Below are 18882 nucleotides of genomic sequence, written 5' to 3' on the forward strand. Positions count from 1 at the left end.
ATGCGCTCCAGGGGTCATATGCGCTCCAGGGCAAGACCTGACTTGATCCATTTGCTGGACTCCACGGCGACGGCGGCGACGCGGCCGGGCCCCCGCCACTGCTGGAGGAGTTCGGCGAGCTGGAGGAACGGCAGGGCGTTGCCGTTGTTGCCGACCGTGCCGACGACATTGACGCGTACGGCGTCGGGGGCGGGCATGGCGGCGGAGATCCGCTCGCTCATCCGGGCGGACAGCTGCGGGGGCAGCAGATAGTCCAGCTGTTCGGCGCGCCAGCCGACGTCGTCGAGGAGCTCCCAGAACATCTGCCGGGCCAGCAGGGGCACGGCGGTCTCGATCGCCTTGTAGTCCTCAAAGACGGCGGTGCGGTCGCTGTGCCGGTCGCCGAGGCCGAACCAGTCGATGACCTGCCCGGGCTCTCTGCCCAGTCCCACCAGCCGGTTGAGGACCTGGCGGACGGCGAGGGACTCGCCGAGCGGCTCGGTGCTGAGCACCGCGGCCCCGGCGCCGTCGCCGAACAGCACATAGTTGACCAGTTCCGCGGAGCTGCGGGAGGCGGGGTCGTAGTCGGTCTCAAGGTGTTTGGCGCAGACGTCGCCGCCGATGACGAGCGCGGTGGCGCAGCGTCCCGCGAGGAGCAGGGTGCGGGCGACGTCAAGGGCCTGGAAAGCGCCGGCGCAGCCGGACTGGAGCTGGTAGGTGGGCACGTTGTCGATGGCGAGCCGGTCGGCGACCAGGTTCACGGTGGCGGGCATGAGCTGGTCGGGGGTGGCGGTGCCCATGACGACGCAGTCGATGTCGGCGGCCTCGAGTCCGGCCTGCGCCAGGGCCCGGTCGGCGGCCGCGGCGGCGATGTCGGCGAGGGTCTCGCGGACTTGGCCGGTGGCCAGATCGACGGCGAAGTGGCGGGCGGTGTTCCCGATGAACATCTCGGCCCACTGCTCGTCGATGCCGACCAGCTTGGCGAGGGTCGCGTTGTCGACCGGGTCCCCCGGCAGGCAGGTGCCGACCGAGGCGAGGTGCACGGCGGGTGCGGTCATAAGGGGGTTCCTTCCGGGAGGGAGCCCCTGAGCCGTTCCGCGGGGCGGTCCGGGGCGTCGTCTGAGGCGTCGGGGTCCATGAGGAGGCGTTCGCTGAGGTAGTCGACGAGGTCGCCGAGCGTGCTGAGGCTGGCGAGCAGTTCCTCGACGGGCAGGCTGCCGAGCTGCGGCAGCTCCTTCTCGATGCGCGCCTTGAGCTCCATGACCTGGATGGAGTCAAACCCGAGGTCCTCGTGCAGCCGGGAGCCGAGGTGCACGGCGGCCGGTTCGTGCCCGCCGACGCGGCACACCAGCCGGTGCGTCAGTTCGCCGGCTGTCCGGGGGAGGTCGTCGGCCGTCGCCGGCGGGCACGACTCTCCGTGGTCCCGGCCGGGCGGGGCCGCGGCTGCCGCGTCCTGCGGGATGACGGGCGCGGACGCGGTCGGTTCGGGGGCGGTGCGCGGCTGCGCGGCGGAGCGCCAGGCACGGAAGGTGTCGTCGAAGAGGTACGGGGGGAGCCGGCGGGGCACCCGGTCCTCCGCCGCGTACAGCGTGTCCCAGCGGGGGCTGAGCCCGGCGCTCCACAGCTCGCCCAGAAGCTGGTGCGGCCGGCAGCGGGCGGCGTGCTCACCCGGGTGGGCGGCGTGGCAGCTCACCGGGGCGCTGTCGGCCTCGTCGGCCTCGTCGGCGTCGTGGCGCAGCCGGGCCAGCAGCGGGGTGAGGACCGCGCGCGGCCCGATCTCCACGATGTGGGTGGGGCCCGCGGCCAGCAGTTCGGCCGCCGCATCGGCGAACCGCACCGGTGAGGTGATCTGCTGCGCCCAGTAGTCCGCGTCGAGCGGCTCGTCCGCGGCGCTGAGCCTGCCGTGGACGGTCGAGTAGAAGGGCAGTCCCGGCGTACGGGGGGCGACGTGCGCGCTCTCGCGCCGGAAGGCGTCGACGACGGGCAGCATCAGCGGGGAGTGGAAGGCGTGCGAGACGTCCAGGGGGCGGGCGGTGACGCCCCGCTCGGCCAGTGCGGCGCGCAGTGCGGCGAGTTCGGTGAGGTCTCCGGCGACGACGGTGCGGTCGGGGCCGTTGACGGCGGCCAGTCCGAGGCGGGGCCGTCCGTGGAGCAGCCGGCCGGCCTCGGCGGCGTCCAGGGGCAGGGCGAGCATGCCGCCGCCGTCGGGCAGGGCGTCCATGAGCGCTCCGCGGCGGGCGACGAGCCGTGCGGCGTCGGCCGCGTCCAGCGCTCCAGCCGTACAGGCGGCCGCGAACTCGCCGATGCTGTGCCCGATCACGCAGGAGGGGGTGATCCCGGCGTCGGCCAGGGCGCCCGCCATGGCGTACTCGACGGCGAAGAGGGCCGGCTGGGCCAGTCCGGTGCGGCGGAAGTCCTCGTCGCCTTCGAGGATCGCGTCCCGCAGCGAGCGCCCGACATGGGGCTGGAGCAGTGCGTCGATCTCGTCGAGCAGCCGTGCGTACACGGGTGAGGCGGTGTACCAGCAGGCGGCCATGGCGGCGTGCTGGGCGCCCTGCCCGGTGAAGGCGAAGGCGACGGCGGGCGCGGCTGCCGTGCCCCGGTTCGGGTGCCCGCTCTCCGTCTCCGTCCGGCGGTGGCGTTCCGCTTCGGCACGCAGCTCTCTGACGAGTCCGGGCAGGTCGTGGGCGGCGACGGCGACGCGGTGCGGGAAGCGGGACTTGACCCGGTTGCTGGTCCAGCACAGCTGTGCGAGCCGGTCGGCGGGCTGGCGGGCCAGGGCATCGGCCTGCGCCAGCAGATTGGGCCGCAGCCGCTCGGGGGTGCGGGCGGAGAGGGTGAAGACTCCGGGGGCGCGGCCGGACGACCGGTGCGGGGCGCGGGGCGGAGAGGACAGGACGGCGTGGGCGTTGGTGCCGCCCATGCCGAAGCTGCTGACCGCCGCGTGCACGGTGCCTGACGGCAGCCGCTGCGGTGCTTTGAGCAGCGCCAGCCGCCGTGCGGGCAGCTGGAGTCCGGGGTTCTCCTCGTCGGCGTACCGGCTGGGCGGCACGGTGCGGTGGTGCAGGGCGAGCACGGCCTTGATCAGCCCGGCGAGGCCGGCCGCTCCCTCGGCGTGCCCGAAGTTGCTCTTGACGGAGCCCAGCGCGATGCTGCCGCCTTCGCTGCGTTCCGCGGTGAGCTGGCCGAGGGCCTGGGCCTCGATCATGTCGCCGAGGAGCGTTCCGGTGCCGTGCGCCTCGATGAAGCGGATGTCGTCCGCGGTGACGCCGGCCGCCCGCCAGGCGTCCTCGATCAGCCGCTGCTGGGACCAGCGGCTGGGCGCGGTGATGCCGTTGCTGCGTCCGTCCTGGTTGACCCTGGTCTCGTTGAGCACCGCGTAGACCGGCTGGCGGTCGGCGAGGGCGTCGCCGAGGCGGCGCAGCAGCAGCACGGCGACGCCTTCGGCGCGGCCGATGCCGTCCGCGGCGGAGCTGAACGGCTTGCAGCGGCCGTCGGGGGCCGACAGTCCGGCCTGGGTGTAGAAGATGTTGATGGCCGGGGTCATGATCAGGTTGGTGCCGGCCGCGAGGGCGTAGTCGCATTCGCCGGAACGCAGCGCGGTCAGGGCGAGGTGCACGGCGACGAGGGACGAGGAGCAGGCCGTGTCGACGGCGAGGCTGGGGCCCTTGAGGTCGAGGTGGTACGAGACCCGGTTGGCGCCCATGAAGTAGCCGTTGCCCGAGCCGTGGCGCGCGCTGATGTGCTCGTAGTCCGTCAGATGCAGACAGGCCCACTCGTTCGCCATGACGCCGGCGAAGACCCCGGTGGCGGTGGCGGCCAGCTCCGCGGGGGCGAGCGCGGCGTCCTCGATGGCGCGCCAGGAGCACTGGAGCAGCAGCCGCTGCTGGGGGTCCATGGCGGCCGCTTCGCGCGGGGAGATGCCGAAGAAGCCGGGGTCGAAGGCGTCGGGGTCGTCGATAAAGCCGCCGCGCAGGGTGTTGGCGCGGCCGGGCAGCGGGCCGTCGGCCGAGGGTGCGCGGTGGTAGCGGGCCGCGTCCCAGCGCATTGGCGGCACCCGGCCGGTGCCGTCTCTGCCCTGGATCAGCAGGTCCCAGAACTCCTTGGGGTCGCGGGCGCCGGGAAAGCGGCAGTCCAGCCCGACGACCGCGATCGGTTCGCGTGCCGTCATGATGCCGTCCCGGCGTCGCCGGCCGCGCCGCCGCCGAGCTGCTCCGCGAGATGGGCGCTGATCGCCCGGACCGTGGGGAAGTCGTAGACGATCGTCGGAGCGAGGGGCAGCAGCAGATGCTGCTCTATCTCTCCGCAGATGCTGAGCGCGGCGACCGAGTCGAGGCCGTAGTCCGCCAGCGGAGTGCCGGGGTCGACGTCCCGGGGTGAGCGGTGGAGGTGAAAGGCCACGCGCTCGGTGAGCCAGGCCTCGAGTTCCCGTGCGGTGCGGCCGGGCATGGCGAGGCCGGAGGCGGCGGTGCGGGATTCGTCGACGGCGAAGGCGTCGGCGGTGCTGTCGGTGACGGTGTCGGTGTCGGTGTGCATGAGTGCCCTTCCCTGGATGGCGCCTGACATGGAGTCGGCAGGAATCGGCATGGAATCCGGCAGGATTGCCGGCGTGGAGTCTCAGTGGCCGGGGGCGGCCAGCGGGGTCCCGGAGGCTGTGGAGTGCGCGGCCTGCCCCGCGTCGGACGCCGTCTGCCGCATATGTTCTGCGGCCAGCGCCGCGACGGCGGGCTCCAGGCTCTCGTGGAGGACGGGCAGATCGCCGGCGAGGAAGAGCTGCCGCATCAGCGTGCGCTGGGTCTTGCCGCTGGTGGTCTTGCGGATCGCTCCGGGGCGCACCAGCACCACACTGGCCCCGGACAGCTGGAACTCCCGGCTGAGCAGCGCCCGCACCGACGCGGCGAGTGCGGGCAGCCCCGCCTCGTCAGCGTACTGGGGGCGCAGTTCCTGGACCACGACGACACCGGTCCGGCCGGTGTGCGGGTCGCCGACCGTGAACACCGCGCCGCCGCCGCGCCGGAAGGCGGGGCCCATCTCCTGGACGGCCAGTTCGAGGTCCTGGGGGTAGAGATTGCGGCCGCAGTGGATGAGCATCTCCTTGATGCGTCCGGTGACATAGAGCTGCCCGTCGTGGAGGGCGCCGACGTCGCCGGTGCGCAGATATCCGGCGCGGCCGTCCGCGGTCTCGGCGTGGAACGTCTCGGCGGTCAGCTCGCGCCGGTTCCAGTACCCGGCGGCCGCCGAGGGGCCGCGCAGCCAGATCTCGCCGATGCGCCCGTCCGGCAGGACGTGCAGCGTCATGGGGTCCACGATCAGGACTTCGGTGTCCTGCGGGGTCCCGCAGGACACCAGGGTCCTGGCGGTGCGGCCGGGCTGCGGCTCGCGCAGTTCGTCCTGCTCCAGGGCGTGGGCGTCGACCGTCAGTTCGCCGGGCGGGCGCCCGGTGACTCCGCCCGCGACCAGCAGGGTGTTCTCGGCGAGGCCGTAGCTGGGCACCAGGGCCTCCGGGCGCAGCCCGTGGGGGGAGAAACGTGCGATGAAGGCGCGCAGGGTGTCGGAGCGCACCGGCTCCGCGCCGTTGAGGGCGACGTGGAGGCTGGACAGGTCCAGCCCCGCGGACTGCTCCTCGGTGACGCGCCGGGTGCACAGCTCATAGCCGAAGTTGGGCGAGGCGGTGCCCTGGACGCGGTAGTCATGGATCATGTGCAGCCAGCGGTGGGGCTGCTTGATGAAGGAGACGGGCGACATCTGGACGCTGGTGCCCGCCCGCCACAGCGGGTGCAGCGTCATCCCGATGAGCCCCATGTCGTGGTAGAGGGGCAGCCAGCTTCCGGCGACGACGCCGGGCGGGATGGCCATGGCCCGGCCGATGGCCTGCTGGTTGGCGGCGAGATTGGCGTGGGTGACCATGACGCCCTTGGGCTCGCTGGTGGAGCCGGAGCTGTACTGGAGAAAGGCGACGTCCGTGTCCCGTACGCGCGGTGCGGTCCACATCTCGGCCACGGCCGGGTCCTCGCCGTCGCCCCGGACGGCCAGGCATGCCACATCGTGCTCTCCGGAGGCGGCCAGCCAGGCGGCGAGCGCCTGCCGGTGCTCGGGCAGCGTCAGCACGGCGCCTGCCGAGGCGTCGCGCAGAATGCCGCTGACCCTGGCGAGGCGTTCGCCGGGCTCGTCGGGCAGCGGGGCGGGGATGGCGGTGCGCCCGGCGTAGAAGCAGCCGAGGAAGGCGGTCATGAAGTCCAGGGTCGGCGGGAAGAGCAGCAGTACAGGGCGGTCGGCGCGTCCGGCGGTCGCCTCGCGCAGCCGGACGGCGACCGCCCTGGCCCGGCGGTCCAGTTCCGCGTAGCTGAGCCGCTCGGGCCGCATGCCGCGGCCGTCTTCGTGCAGATACACGAACGCGGCCCGCTCGGGGCAGTGCTCCACGCCGGCGCGTATGGCGTCGGTCAACGTCCGGTGCTGGGGTGGCAGCGCCACGGCACGTCCTCTCTGTCTGGGCTGGCGGTGTGTGCGGCGCCGGTGCGGCACGTGGTGCCACCGGCTCCCCTCATCGTTCGGGTGCTCTGAAAAGGGCGTGTAAAGCACCACTTGCGGTGCACGTCGCGGCCCTGGGGAAGTGCGGCAGACTCCGTTCCGCCACCGGCCTTTCGTCCACTGCGTGACACGCGGTGCCTTGTGAAGGAGCCCTCCATGACCGGGATTTCGATCGGTCCGCTGCCGCCCCCCGGGGCAGCCGGTCACGGCGGAGAGACGGACCGGGCGGACGGCGGGTGGCGGTGCGTCCGCGGCCGTGTGCTGCACGACGGGCACGCCGTATGCCACGGTCTGCTGGCCGACTGGGCCGCCGCGCCGGGAGTCCCCGCCAAGGAGTTGTCGGGCGCGGACTGGGCCCGGTACCGCTCGGCGCGGGAACCGGCGGTACGGGGACGGCTGTTCGGCTCACGGCTGCTGGCCCGCCATGCGGTGGCCGCGGCGGCGGCCGCGGACCCTGCGCGGGCAGAGCTGGTGCGCGGCGAGGGCGGCCGCCCCGCGGTGCGGGCGCCCGCGGGCTTCGACGTAAGCATCAGCCATACCGGCGACCTGCTGGTGGTGGGGGTGGCCCGGGGACGGCGGATCGGTGTGGACACCGAGGAGCGGGACCGGCCGCTGTCGATGCCGCTGCTGCCGGAGAAGTTCTGTCACCCCGAGGAGCTGGCGCGGCTTGCGCGGCTGCCGGCCGAGGCGCGCAATCGGGCGCTGGTGCACCGCTGGACGCTGAAGGAGGCGTATGCCAAGGCCCTGGGGGTGGGGCTGCGGCTGGATCTGTCGGGTGTGCCCTTCGTGGTGTGCGGTGCGGCGCACGGGGACGGCCTGCGGTGGCGTTCGCCCGCGGCGCCGGGCTGGCGCTTCGTCAGCGGCCCGGCGGCGCGGCGCTTCGTGGTCGCGTCCGCGGTCGGACCGGCGGGCCGGTTCACAGAGGCCGGACCGCGGATGTCCGCCTGAGTGAGACCGCCCCGAGATACGAGACAGCCATGTTTCGATACACCATTGACTCGACCCGAGGGCGGGTCTAGCCTCAGGGCGCACGGCCTTCGGTCCCACGCCGTACCCCGCAGCACCCCCCGTCCGTTCACGCAGCACCCTCTTCTTCCGAGGAGCGGAAAACCGTGACGTCCCAGACCCGACTCCATCCCGCCGGGCAACCCCGCCAGGCCGATCCGCGCCGCTGGCTGGTGCTGAGCGTTCTGCTGGTGAGCCTGCTGCTCGTCGTCCTCGACACCTCGATCCTCCATGTCGCCCTGAAGACGCTCGCCGAGCCGGCGCCCATCGGCCTGGACGCCTCGCCGAGCGGCCTCCAGTGGGCGGTCGACTCCTACACCCTCGTCTTCGCGGCGCTGTTGATCAGCACCGGCGTGCTCGCCGACCGCTGGGGGCGCAAACGCACCCTGGTGACCGGCCTCGCCGTCTTCGGGCTCTGCTCGCTGTGGTCCGCCTATGCCGACAGCGCGGCCGAACTGGTCGCGGCCCGCGCCGCGCTGGGCGTGGGCGCGGCCCTGGTGATGCCCGCGACCCTGGCGATCATCATGCGGGTGTTCCCGCCGGGCGAGCGTGCCAAGGCCGTCGGCGTATGGGCCGGTGCGGCCGGACTCGCCGTCGCCGTGGGCCCGGTCACCGGCGGCGTGCTGCTGGAGCACTTCTGGTGGGGCTCGGTCTTCCTGATCAACATTCCCATCGTGGCCGTGGGCATCGTGGCCGCGCTTCTCGTGGTGCCGGAGTCGGCGGACCGAAGCCGTCGCGGCGGCTTCGATCCGGTCGGCGTCCTGCTGTCGGTCACGGGCCTCGCGCTGGTGGTGTTCGGAGTCATCGAGGGGGGCGGGGCCGCGGACTGGACGGAGTGGAAGGTGTGGGCGCCGGTGCTCGGCGGACTCGCCGTGCTCGCGGGGTTCGTGTTCTGGGAGCGCCGCACCGCCCGGCCCGCCCTGGACGTCGGCCTCTTTGGCATCCCCCGCTTCTCGGCCGCCGTGACGGTCATCGGCCTGGTGTTCTTCGCGCTGCTCGGAGCGACGTTCTTCCTTGTCTTCTATCTGCAGAGCGTGCGCGGCTGGTCGCCGCTCCAGGCCGGAATCCGGCTGCTGCCGCTGGCCGTCGCCCAACTGGCGTTCGCGGTCCCGGCCAGCCTCGCCGCCCGGCGGATCGGGACCCGGCCGGTGTGCTGCGCCGGGATGCTGCTGGCCACGCTGTCGCTCCTGGCCATGACCGCGGTGGACCAGCACACCTCCCTCTGGGCGATCGAGTCCGTGTTCTTCGTCATGGGCGTCGGCATCGCCTGTGTGATGCCGCCCGCGACGGCCGCCGTGATGGCCTCCCTCCCCCAGGAGCGCGCCGGCGTCGGCTCCGCCGTCAACACCACGTTCCGCCAGGTCGGCGGAGCGCTCGGGGTGGCCGTGCTCGGCTCGGTCCTGACCAGCGCCTACCGCTCGGATATGACGGACCGTCTCACCGCCCTGCCCGTCGGCCTCCCGGAAGACGTACAGGACCGGGCCCTTGAGTCCGTCGAGTCCACGCTCACCGCCGCCGAGTCGCTCGGCCCCCGCGGCGAGGGGCTCGCCGCCTCAGCCGTCGACGCCTTTGTGTCGGCCATGCACACCACTGCCCTGGCCGCAGCCGCGGCCACCCTGCTCGGGGCCCTGGTCAGCCTGCTGCTTCTGCCTCCCCGCACGAGCGCGGGACGCGGGGCCGCCGAGCGCACATCCCCAGCCACCCAGCCAACGGAGGTCTGACTGATGCCACCGCACGTTCATCGGGCGGCCGCCCCGGGAAACCCGTCCCGGGGCGGCCGCCGACGCGATCCCGCCGCCGACCACGCCATCCTTCAGGCCGCCCTGGCCCTGCTCGGGGAAGGCTGCAGCTACGCCGATCTGTCCATGGACCTTGTGGCACAGCGAGCGGGGGTGGCCCGGGCCACCGTCTACCGGCGCTGGCGCAACAAGGAAGACCTGGTGCTCGCGGCCCTGGGCAGCCTGGATCTGCCCGTCCCGCAACTGGAGGGGCTCCCCCTGCGGGACAAGCTGGTGGCGCTGGTGGACCAGATCCGGCACCGCGGCCAGGACACCCTGCTGCACCGGCTGCTCGCCGGCCTGGTGGGCGAGGCGGCGCGCCGCCCCCATCTCGTCGAGCGCTTCGAGGAGACGGTGGTGGCCCAGCGGCGCAGGGCCTTCGAACAGGCGCTGTCCGAAGGCATCGAGAGCGGGGAGCTCCGCGCCGACCTGAATGTGGACCAGGCGATCGAGATGCTCACCGGGCCCATGCTCTCCCGGCTGATCCTCCGGCAGCGGCCGGTGGACTCGGCGGCCTTCGCCCAGTCCGTCGTCGATGTGTTCCTCGACGGAACCCGGAGCCGCCCCGGCCGCTGACCTCCCCCCCCCCGGCGGCGCGCAGCACGCACGTACGGCACCACAGGCAGCCACATGCAGCACACGCAGCATCGGCAGCACACCGGCCTCAAGACATCCATCGATCTCAGGAGCCGCTCCGATGAAATTTCTCTTCGACGACCCGGCCTTTGACTACCAGGCGCTGCGCACGGCCGGATACGCCGACTTCGGCGGCGCGCAGCTCGGCGAGGTCATGGCGGTGACCTCGCGCATCCCGGAAGGCGACACCGACTCCTGGCGCCGCGAGTGGGCCGCCATGGCCGAGCGGGTCGCCCGGCTGGGCTACAACGCACTGGACGAGGACCGGACCGCCGACGCACGCGCCTCGCTGCTGCGCGCCCACAACTACTACCGCACCGCCGAGTTCTTCCTGCGGGACGACCCCGGCCGGGACGCCGAGGCGCTGCGCCTGTTCCAGGCGTCGAAGGACGTCTTCTCCCAGGCGGCCGTGCTGCTGGAGCGGCCGCCCGAGCCGGTGCGCATCCCGTACGAGAACACCTCCCTGCCCGGCTACTTCTACCGGGCGGACGACTCCGGCGCGCCCCGGCCGACGATCATCCACCACGGGGGGATCGACTCCACGCTGGAGGAGGGATACTTCTTCATCGCCGCCGCCGCGGTGGCGCGCGGCTACCACTGCCTGTGCTTCGAAGGGCCCGGCCAGGGCTCGGTCCTGCGCGACCAGGGGCTCACCTTCCGCCCGGACTGGGAGGAGGTGGTCAGGCCCGTGGTGGACTTCACGCTGACCCTGCCGGGAGTGGACGCCTCGCGGCTGGCGCTGGTCGGCACCAGTCTGGGCGGGCTGCTGTGCCTGCGGGCGGCGGCGTTCGAGCACCGGCTGGCGGGCTGCGCCGCCCATGACGCGGTATGGCAGCTGGGCGATGTGGTGGCCCTGCCGCCCTTCGTGCTGGAATGGGTCGAGCAGGGTTGTGACGACTTCGCCGACCCGGTGGTATACGGGATAGCGGCGCAGCAGACGTTCACCCGCTGGCTGCTGCGTCAGGCGATGTGGACGTTCGGCGCGGACACCCCCGCCGAACTGCTCCGCAAGCTGCCCGCGTTCGGCCTCTGTGAGGTCCTGGGCACGGTGGACTGCCCGGTGCTGGTGCTCGACGCCGAGGAGGACATGTTCTTCGCGGGGCTGGAACACGCCAAGAAGGTGTACGCGGCGCTGAACTCCCCGAAGACGCTGCATGTCTTCACCCGGGACGAGGGCGGCGGTGCGCACTGCCACTCCGGCGCCATGCACCTGTACCACGACCGGCTGTTCTCGTGGCTGTCGCAGACGCTCGGCCCCCTCTGGGCGAACACCGCCTGACGGACGTCGGGGTCACACAGCTTGCGTTCAGGCCGGCGCCCTGCCGGCCTGAACCGTTTTTCAGCCACCTTTGCCCACCTCAATAATTCAATTAACTCAGGCCATTTTCCCATCAATTAACCGGACCGCAACAGCCCGTGAGCCGGGCGCGGCCAATCGGTGATAGCTTGGGAAATAACGACAGATCCGCCACACATTCGCTGTCTGCCGCTACGCTTAGGAGCCGACGGGGGAATGATGCTCTATGTGAATGCGCAGCACGCATTCAGGGGGTTCACGTGTCCCGGTTCTCTGCGCTGGCCGACCGTCCAATACGATACGAGGTGCTGGGTCCCCTCCGGGTGACCCGGGGCGGCGTCGACCTGACGCCCGCCCCACCCAAGATCGCCAAGCTGCTCGCCCTGCTGATCATGCACGCGGGCGAGACCATCCCCGGCGACCGGCTGGTCATGGAGTTGTGGGAGCAGGATCCTCCGCGCTGCGCGACCGCCAGCCTGCGGGTATACGTATCGCAGTTGCGCAAGCTGCTGAACCAGCCGGGCGGCTGCTCGCCGATCCTGACGGCGCCGCCCGGCTATATCCTCGACGTCAGCGCGGCGACGCTCGACGCCGGCGAGTTCGAGAAGCTCTATGAAATCGGCCGGGTGCACTATGCCGCCGGGGACTTCGCCCTCGCTTCCGACTTCCTCCAACGGGCGCTTGAAATATGGCGGGGGCCCGTGCTCGACGGAATTTCCGGCTCCTGCGGCATAGAGTCCTTCGCCGCGATCGAGGAGGAGAAAAGGCTCAACTGCACCGAGCTGAGCATCGCATCGGCCCTGGCGCTCGGCCGCCACCATGAGGTGATCGAGGATCTGATGGGCCTGGTCGTCCGGCATCCGCTGCGGGAGCCCTTCTACCGGCAGCTGATGATCGCGCTCTACCGGGTCGGCCGCCAGGGCGACGCGCTGGATGTGTACCGCAGCGCCCGCCGCGTGATCCGGGAGGAGCTCGGCGTCGAACCGGGCCCCGGACTGCGCCGCGCCCAGGAAGCCATCCTGCGCGCGGACGCGACCTTCCTCGACACGGCGGGCATGGCGCCGCTCGCGCACTGACCACCCGTGCCGCACGGGCCCGCAATAGCCCGCAATGGCTGAGGGCCGCGCCGGATGCTTCCGGTCGCGGCCCTCAGCCATGCGACTTCATCAGTCGGGACGACAGGATTTGAACCTGCGACCCCTTGACCCCCAGTCAAGTGCGCTACCAAGCTGCGCCACGTCCCGATGCCCGCCTTGTCCGGTGTTCCCGGCCCCGGCGTGCGAGAAGAACATTACCTCACTCCCCGTGCCCGGATCACATCGCCTCCCGGGGGCCTGCGTGCGTCAAGTGGCCCCGCGGCGGTCCGCGGGCCGAGAATCGACGAATGGACGACAGACCAGGCGAGTGGTCGCGGGACCGTGACGACCAGGGGCGCGCCCGCAGCGCCCGGCCCCGTGACGGTCTCGGCCGCCCGCTTCCCTATGGGGCGGCCGGGGTGGAGCGGCAGCCCGAGGGGGTGGTGCGCTCCCCCGACGCGACGGTGGCGGAGGCGCAGCGGCTGCTGGACGCGGGCATGCCGTTCCATGCGCATGAGGTGTTCGAGGATGCGTGGAAGTCGGGGCCGGCGTCCGAGGCGGAGCTGTGGCGCGGCCTCGCCCAGTTGGCGGTGGGGCTGACGCATGGCGCGCGGGGCAATGCGAAGGGCGGTGCGCGGCTGCTGCTGCGGGGCGCGAACCGCATCCGCGGGCATACGGAGCTGACCGGCGAGGTGTGTCCGTACGGCATCGATGTGGCCGGACTGGTCGTCTGGGCCCGGCATTTGGCGGCGCGGCTGGAGGAGGAGCCGGAGCGTACGGTGGACGCGGCGGCCGCCTCGCCCCGGCTGCGCTCCGCGCCCCGCTGAGCGGCTTCGGTGAAGTCCGGGACGCAGCGTGAGCCGACAGCGTGTCCGGAGCGGCACATCCCGCGGAGCGCTCAGCGGCACACCCCGGTGAGCAGGACGGCTTCCAGCCGGCGCGGGCCGTGGACGCCCTCCACCCGGTGCAGCTCGATGTCGCTGGTGGCGGAGGGCCCGGAGATCCAGGTCAGCGGGCGGGCCGGGTCGAGGCGGGGCAGGGCCCGCGGCACGGACGCGACGATCTGACCGGGCGCGCGCACCACGCAGACATGCAGGTCCGGGATGAGGCTGAGGGCACGTCTGCCCTGGCCTGGACCGCCGTCCAGCACGATCGTGCCGGTCTCGGCGATCGCCAGGGCGCAGCCGGTGACGACGGCGTCCGTCTCATCGAGCCGACGGGCGGTCAGCGGCCCTTCGTCGGTGCGCCGCTCGGCGTCGGCGGCCCTGAGCCAGCCGTCCGGCAGCCCGTCGGGCACGGCGACGCTGCGTGCGCCGTGGTCGGCCAGCAGCCGGGCGATCAGTGCGGGGAGACCGGCCTCGTCGGTGCGGTGGACGACGGCCCGGTACTCGGTGAGGTTGGCGTGCAGCAGGTCCGCCAGAGCGTCGGGGTCGTCGGGGGTGTGGCTGGTGAGGTAGTCGCGGTCCGGGGCGGGCGCGTCAGGGCCGCCTGCGACGGCGGCGCGTACACGGGCGAGAATGCGGTCGCGCGATGACCGAGGTTCACGAGGTGCACCAGGCGCACAGGGTGCGCGGTGCCCGGGGGGTTCGGGGGGCGTCATGTGCGGTTCTTCCTCCACCAGTCGCGGAACGGCTCCGGGGGCAGTGCGGGCAGCTCGCGCTCCGCGGTCCACGCTCCGGCGCCGGGCGGCCTGTCCGGGTGCAGCGCCCGCGTCCGGGAGGCGGCGCGTTCGACGGCGGCCAGGGCGCCCGGGTGGTCGAGCACCCATCCCGCCGTTTTCATGACGGCCTTCTCCAGCCGGTGTCCCGGGCCGCCGCGGGCCGCGACCCGCTCCCGCAGATGGACCAGCACCTCGGGGATGTCGATGGCGACGGGGCACACCTCGTAGCAGGCCCCGCACAGTGAGGAGGCGTACGGCAGCGAGGCGTCGACGTCGCTGCCGATGCCGCGGAGCTGCGGGCTGAGGATCGCCCCGATGGGGCCGGGGTAGACGGAGCCGTACGCATGGCCGCCGGCCCGCTCGTACACCGGGCACACATTCAGACAGGCCGAGCAGCGGATGCAGCGCAGCGCCTGCCGGCCGACCTCGTCGGCGAGCGCTGTGGTGCGGCCGTTGTCGAGGAGGACCAGATGGAAGGTCCGCGGGCCGTCGCCGTGCCGGGCCCGCGCGGCGGCCGTCCCCGTCCACATCGAGGTGTACGGGTTCATCCGCTCGGCGGTCGAGGAGCGCGGCAGGGTCTGCAGGAAGACTTCCAGGTCCCGCCAGGTGGGCACGGTCTTCTCGACGCCGACGACGGAGATCAGGGTCTCGGGGAGGGTCAGGCACATCCGGCCGTTGCCCTCGGACTCGACGACGACGAGCGTGCCGGTCTCGGCGACCATGAAGTTGGCCCCGGAGACGGCGACTTTCGCGCGCAGGAACTTCTCCCGCAGATGCAGCCGGGCCGCCTCGGCGAGCTCCCGCGGATCGTCGCCGAGGCCCGCGGGCGCGGGCCGGCCCCACTGGCCCATCCGGTCGGCGAAGATGTCGCGGATCTCGCGGCGGTTGCGGTGAATGGCGGGCACGAGGATATGGGAGGGCCGGTCGTCGCCGAGCTGCACGATGAGTTCCGCGAGGTCGGTCTCGTACGCGGCGATGCCCTCGGCCCGCAGCGCCTCGTTGAGGCCGATCTCCTGCGTGGCCATCGACTTGACCTTGACGACCTCGCGTTCGCCGGTCTCCTTGACGAGGGCGGTGACGATGCGGTTGGCCTCGGCGGCGTCCTCGGCCCAGTGGACGGCGCCGCCCGCCTCGGTGACCGCTGCCTCCAGCTGCTCCAGATAGACGTCGAGATGGCGCAGCGTGTGGTCCTTGATGCGCTTCCCGGCTTCCCGGAGCCGGTCCCAGTCGTCCAGCTCCGCGACGGCCCTGGCGCGTTTGCCGCGGATGGTGTGGGTGGCGTGGCGGAGGTTGGCGCGCAGTGTGCGGTCGTGCACGGCCTCTGCGGCGGCGCGGGGGAAGGACGGCATGCCGAGGTGCACGGGGGCGGGGCGACGGCTCATGGGCGTGGTGTCTCCTCCGTGGTGTTGAGGATCTCCGCGATGTGCAGTGTGCGCAGGGGCGCGTCCCGGCGGCGCAGCAGCCCGTCGAGGTGCATCAGACAGGAGTTGTCCGCCCCGCACAGCACCTGTGCTCCGGCAGCCAGGGCGTTCGCCGTCTTGTCCTCGCCCATGGCCGCCGAGACCTGCGGGTTTTTGACGGCGAAGGTGCCGCCGAAGCCGCAGCACTCGTCCGCGCCGGGCAGTTCGACCAGCTCCAGGTCCTTGACGGCGGCGAGGAGCCGCTGCGCCCGGTCTCCGAGACCCAGCAGCCGTGCGCCGTGGCAGGAGGGGTGGTAGGCGACCGTGTGGGGGAAGCGGGCCCCGACGTCGGTCACGCCCAGGACGTCGACGAGGAACTCCGTCAGCTCATAGGTGCGTGCGGCCAGTTCCGCCCCGGCGGCTCCGCCCAGCTCCGGATAGTGCCGCCGCACCATGGCGGCGCACGAGCCGGAGGGGGTCACCACATGGGTGTACCCCTGGAAGGTGTGCACGGTCCGCCGCACCAGGGGCAGCGTCTCGCGCCTGTATCCGGTGTTGAAGGCGGGCTGTCCGCAGCAGGTCTGTCCGGCGGGGAAGTCCACCGTCACACCCAGCCGTTCCAGCAGCTCGACGGTCGCGATGCCCGTGGCGGGATACACCGCGTCGTTGACGCAGGTGACGAAGAGAGCGACACGCATGGTCCGGAGGATAGGCCGCCCCGCCGCCCCGACGCGGCCGCTGCCGCCTCGCCACGGCCGCTGCCGCCCCGCTGCCGCCCTCTGCCGTGAGCGGCCGCCCGGTTCACCAGGTGAGATGGAGCTCCTCCGGTGACCGGTGGATCAGCGTGGGCCGCATGACCGGCTGCGGGTGATCGGCGTCCAGGCGCAGTCCGGGCAGCCTGCGGGCGAGCAGCGCGAGCGTCAGCCTCAGCTGCTCGCGGGCGAGCTGTGCGCCGGGGCAGCCGTGGGCGCCGTGGCCGAAGGCCAGATGGCGGCGGGAGAGAGGGCGGGTGACGTCGAAGGCGTCGGGCCGCTCATGGCGGCGCTCGTCGCGGTTGGCGGAGCCGTAGGCGACGAAGAGCGTGGCCCCGGCGGGCAGTTCGGTGCCCGCGAGGGTCACCGGCCGGGTGGTGGTCCTGCGGAATCCCTGCACGGGGCTGTCATAGCGGGCCGCTTCCTCCACGGCTGCGGGGATGAGCCCGGGGTCGTCGCATATCGCCTCCCACTGGGCGCGGTCGCGCAGCAGATTCAGAACGGCGGTCCCGATCAGCGCGGTGGTGGTCAGATGCCCGGCGATCAGGAAGTTCTGGAGGTTGGACACCAGCTCATGGCGTTGTTCGAGGGTGAGTTCGCCGTCTCCCGGCGCATACGCGGCCGTCATCATGGAGCACAGGTCGTCGCGCGGGTCCTCGCGCCGGGCGCGCACACAGCGGTCGAGCATCAGCTGCAGGGCCACGACGTCATGGGCACAGCGGAGCTGTTCGGCGGCGTCCAGCGGGCGGAACAGCAGCTGTTCCGCCCGGTGGCCGCCGTGCACCGCGGCCGGCACATCCGCCGGGTCGAGCCCGACGACCCGTCCGATCACCTGGCCGGGCAGCTGCCGTGCGTACGCCCGCATCAGCTCCACGCGCCCGTCCGCGGCGAAGGCGTCGACCAGCTCCTCGGCCCGCTCGGCCGCGTACGGCACGAGGCCGGCGACCCGTGATGCCGTCAGGGCCCGGTTGAGCGGGGCCCGGTGGCGCTCATGGGCCTCGCCGTCCGTGGAGACGACCGTGGGGCGTTTGCCGAATCCCTGGGCGAGGACCTCCAGCGCGGCCGGCGAGGGAAAAGCGTCCGGCAGCAGGGCGTGCGCCGACGAGAAGTCATCGGGCCTGCGCAGCACCTCCCGTACGTCCGCGTCGCGGGAGACCAGCCAGGCCTGGAGCTCGGGCACATAGGTCAGGCCTTCGGCTTCGCGGGCCTGCGTGTAGTGCGGATACGGGTCACGCTGCAGCGCGTCCAGCCTGGTCTGGTCTCTGCTCGTCGTCACGCAGGTCGCCTCCGGGTCGCTGTTCTGGCACGGCCGTGTCTGCGGGCATCGTCCTGGCAAGTGAACCTCACAGTACGGGAGTTCGCAGCACGGCCGTCCATAGAACACGCCGGGGTGTCGCGGGGTGACGCGGGGACGGGGAGCCCGCCGTTCAGCCCGCCGCCGGTGTGCGGGCGAAGTGGCGCGCACTGGGCGTCAGGGCCGCCGCGGCGGGGCCGAGGAAGCAGATCAGCGCACAGCCCGCGAGCACGGGGCCGGTGCCGAAGGCGTCGATGGCGGGGGCGATGAGCGCGAGTCCGACCGGGGCGAGGCCGTAGGACAGCATGAAGTCCAGCGACGAGACGCGGGCCAGCTTGTCGGGGGCCACCTCGCGCTGGGTGGCGGTGAACCAGGGCACGTTGAACAGTTCGATGCCGATGCCCGCGACGACGTACGCGGCGATCACCACGGCCGGATGCACGGGGAACATCAGGCTCAGCGGGGCGAAGCCGTAGCAGGCGAGCCCGGCGAGGGCGGCCCAGCCCGGGGAGGCGGGGCGCCAGCGGCCGATCACCAGGGCGCCGGCCAGCGCGCCGACGGTGTAGGCGGTCATGGCGGCGGCGAGCACCACCTCGGTGTCGTAGCGGTCGCGGCTGACCAGCGGAAGGGCGACGCCGGTCGCGGAGTAGCCGGTCGCGATGACGGCGGTCAGCGCGCCGAGTCCGGCCAGGAACCACGGGTGCCTGCGCGCCTCGCGCAGCCCTTCGGCGAAGTCGCGGCCGAAGGAGGGGCGCTGGGCGGGGGTTTCGGACGGCGTCGCCTTGGGCTTTCCGCGGCCCGGCACCAGCGCGGCGGCCAGCCAGAGCAGGCCGATGCCGACGAGCAGCGCCGAGGTGTGGAGGAAGACGGCGGCCAGCGCGGTAAGCGAGGGGCCGGCGAGGGTCGTCACCCGCACCGAGAGGGTCATGGCCGCGTTGGCCTGCTGCCGCCGCTCCTCGTCGACGACTTCGGCGGTCAGCGCCTGGAAGGCCGGGCGGCAGGCGCCCTGTCCGGCGCCGGCGACGACGGCCGCGGCCGCCATCAGGGCCAGGGAGCGGCCGAGTCCTGCGGCCAGCAGCGGGGTCGCCACGGCCGCGGAGAGCGCGGCCCACAGCACGACGCCGCGGCGGGAGTAGCGGTCGGCGAGTACGCCGCCGACGGCGACGGCTATCAGGAATCCGGCGGTGCGGGCGGCCAGCAGCAGCCCGAGTGTGGCCGCGCCGATGGTGCGGTCGAGCACGGCGAGCCCGAGGACGAAGGGCAGCGCCCAGGTCGCCAGGCCGGATGCGGTGGTCCCGGTCCACAGGCGCAGAAACGCCGGGTCGAGAAGGACGGAGCGCCGCTTGGGGGGCGGGCTGGTGTCTGAGGCGGTCTGCGGGGACATGGTCGCCACGGTGGGGAACTCCTGTCGGTGTGGAGAGGAACGAAGGGGATCTGAGGGATTCCGGGGGTGCGGGATGCGCCCCCGGGGCTAGCT

General features: G+C 72.8%; 15 protein-coding genes and 1 tRNA gene. 6 read left to right on the plus strand and 10 right to left on the minus strand.

Annotated features, from left to right (window positions below):
- Positions 1 to 14 precede the first annotated feature (14 nt).
- The 4 genes from OF819_RS04300 to OF819_RS04315 form a co-directional block, all read right to left on the minus strand.
- Entirely contained in the window at positions 15 to 1037 is a 1023-nt protein-coding gene (locus OF819_RS04300; RefSeq protein WP_267241968.1) for a 3-oxoacyl-ACP synthase III family protein, read from the minus strand.
- Complete coding sequence (locus OF819_RS04305) at positions 1034 to 4150, minus strand: type I polyketide synthase (RefSeq protein WP_267241969.1); 3117 nt, start codon at positions 4148 to 4150, stop codon at positions 1034 to 1036. The genes OF819_RS04300 and OF819_RS04305 overlap by 4 nt, the downstream gene beginning before the upstream one ends.
- Positions 4147 to 4515 (minus strand): acyl carrier protein, encoded by a 369-nt coding sequence (locus tag OF819_RS04310; RefSeq protein ID WP_267241970.1) that lies wholly within the window; start codon positions 4513 to 4515, stop codon positions 4147 to 4149. Before OF819_RS04310 ends, OF819_RS04305 begins: the two co-directional genes overlap by 4 nt.
- 81 nt (positions 4516 to 4596) lie before the next feature.
- On the minus strand, positions 4597 to 6450 hold the full coding sequence (locus OF819_RS04315) for a fatty acyl-AMP ligase (protein WP_267241971.1): 1854 nt from the start codon (positions 6448 to 6450) through the stop codon (positions 4597 to 4599).
- A 213-nt stretch (positions 6451 to 6663) separates the two neighbouring features.
- Between OF819_RS04315 and OF819_RS04320 the strand changes: the two genes are divergently transcribed.
- The 5 genes from OF819_RS04320 (at position 6664) to OF819_RS04340 (ending at position 12299) form a co-directional block, all read left to right on the plus strand.
- Entirely contained in the window at positions 6664 to 7455 is a 792-nt protein-coding gene (locus OF819_RS04320) for a 4'-phosphopantetheinyl transferase family protein (RefSeq protein WP_267241972.1), read from the plus strand.
- A gap of 164 nt (positions 7456 to 7619) precedes the next feature.
- Positions 7620 to 9233: an MFS transporter gene (locus OF819_RS04325; protein ID WP_267241973.1), complete on the plus strand. Its 1614-nt coding sequence runs from the start codon at positions 7620 to 7622 to the stop codon at positions 9231 to 9233.
- A gap of 3 nt (positions 9234 to 9236) precedes the next feature.
- Positions 9237 to 9866 carry a TetR/AcrR family transcriptional regulator gene (locus OF819_RS04330; RefSeq protein ID WP_267241974.1) on the plus strand — a complete coding sequence of 210 codons (630 nt, stop codon included), beginning with the start codon at positions 9237 to 9239 and terminating at the stop codon, positions 9864 to 9866.
- Positions 9867 to 9987: 121 nt separating this feature from the next.
- Positions 9988 to 11205: an alpha/beta hydrolase family protein gene (locus OF819_RS04335; protein ID WP_267241975.1), complete on the plus strand. Its 1218-nt coding sequence runs from the start codon at positions 9988 to 9990 to the stop codon at positions 11203 to 11205.
- Positions 11206 to 11528: 323 nt separating this feature from the next.
- Positions 11529 to 12299, plus strand: a complete 771-nt coding sequence (locus OF819_RS04340; protein WP_267241976.1) for an AfsR/SARP family transcriptional regulator — start codon at positions 11529 to 11531, stop codon at positions 12297 to 12299.
- Between the two features lie 94 nt (positions 12300 to 12393).
- Here OF819_RS04340 and OF819_RS04345 read toward each other — a convergent pair.
- A tRNA-Pro gene (locus OF819_RS04345) sits at positions 12394 to 12467 on the minus strand.
- 140 nt (positions 12468 to 12607) lie between these two features.
- On the opposite strand from OF819_RS04345, the gene OF819_RS04350 reads away from it, so the two are divergent.
- Positions 12608 to 13126 carry a DUF309 domain-containing protein gene (locus tag OF819_RS04350; RefSeq protein ID WP_267241977.1) on the plus strand — a complete coding sequence of 173 codons (519 nt, stop codon included), beginning with the start codon at positions 12608 to 12610 and terminating at the stop codon, positions 13124 to 13126.
- A 71-nt stretch (positions 13127 to 13197) separates the two neighbouring features.
- On the opposite strand, the gene OF819_RS04355 is transcribed toward OF819_RS04350, so the two are convergent.
- The 5 genes from OF819_RS04355 to OF819_RS04375 all read right to left on the minus strand — a co-directional run bounded on the left by OF819_RS04355 (position 13198) and on the right by OF819_RS04375 (position 18789).
- Complete coding sequence (locus OF819_RS04355; protein ID WP_267241978.1) at positions 13198 to 13899, minus strand: LutC/YkgG family protein; 702 nt, start codon at positions 13897 to 13899, stop codon at positions 13198 to 13200.
- Entirely contained in the window at positions 13896 to 15341 is a 1446-nt protein-coding gene (locus OF819_RS04360; protein ID WP_267241979.1) for a lactate utilization protein B, read from the minus strand. The genes OF819_RS04355 and OF819_RS04360 overlap by 4 nt, the downstream gene beginning before the upstream one ends.
- Complete coding sequence (locus OF819_RS04365) at positions 15338 to 16057, minus strand: (Fe-S)-binding protein (protein ID WP_267241980.1); 720 nt, start codon at positions 16055 to 16057, stop codon at positions 15338 to 15340. The genes OF819_RS04360 and OF819_RS04365 overlap by 4 nt, the downstream gene beginning before the upstream one ends.
- A gap of 103 nt (positions 16058 to 16160) precedes the next feature.
- The gene (locus OF819_RS04370; RefSeq protein WP_267241981.1) at positions 16161 to 17387 is read right to left on the minus strand and encodes a cytochrome P450; all 1227 of its coding nucleotides are present in this window, start codon (positions 17385 to 17387) and stop codon (positions 16161 to 16163) included.
- A gap of 151 nt (positions 17388 to 17538) precedes the next feature.
- A complete protein-coding gene (locus tag OF819_RS04375) occupies positions 17539 to 18789 on the minus strand; it encodes an MFS transporter (protein WP_267242075.1) in 1251 nt (416 codons plus the stop codon).
- Between the last annotated feature and the right edge of the window lie 93 nt (positions 18790 to 18882).

The sequence above is a fragment of the Streptomyces sp. PR69 genome, assembly GCF_026420845.1.
Taxonomy (GTDB): Bacteria; Actinomycetota; Actinomycetes; order Streptomycetales; family Streptomycetaceae; genus Streptomyces.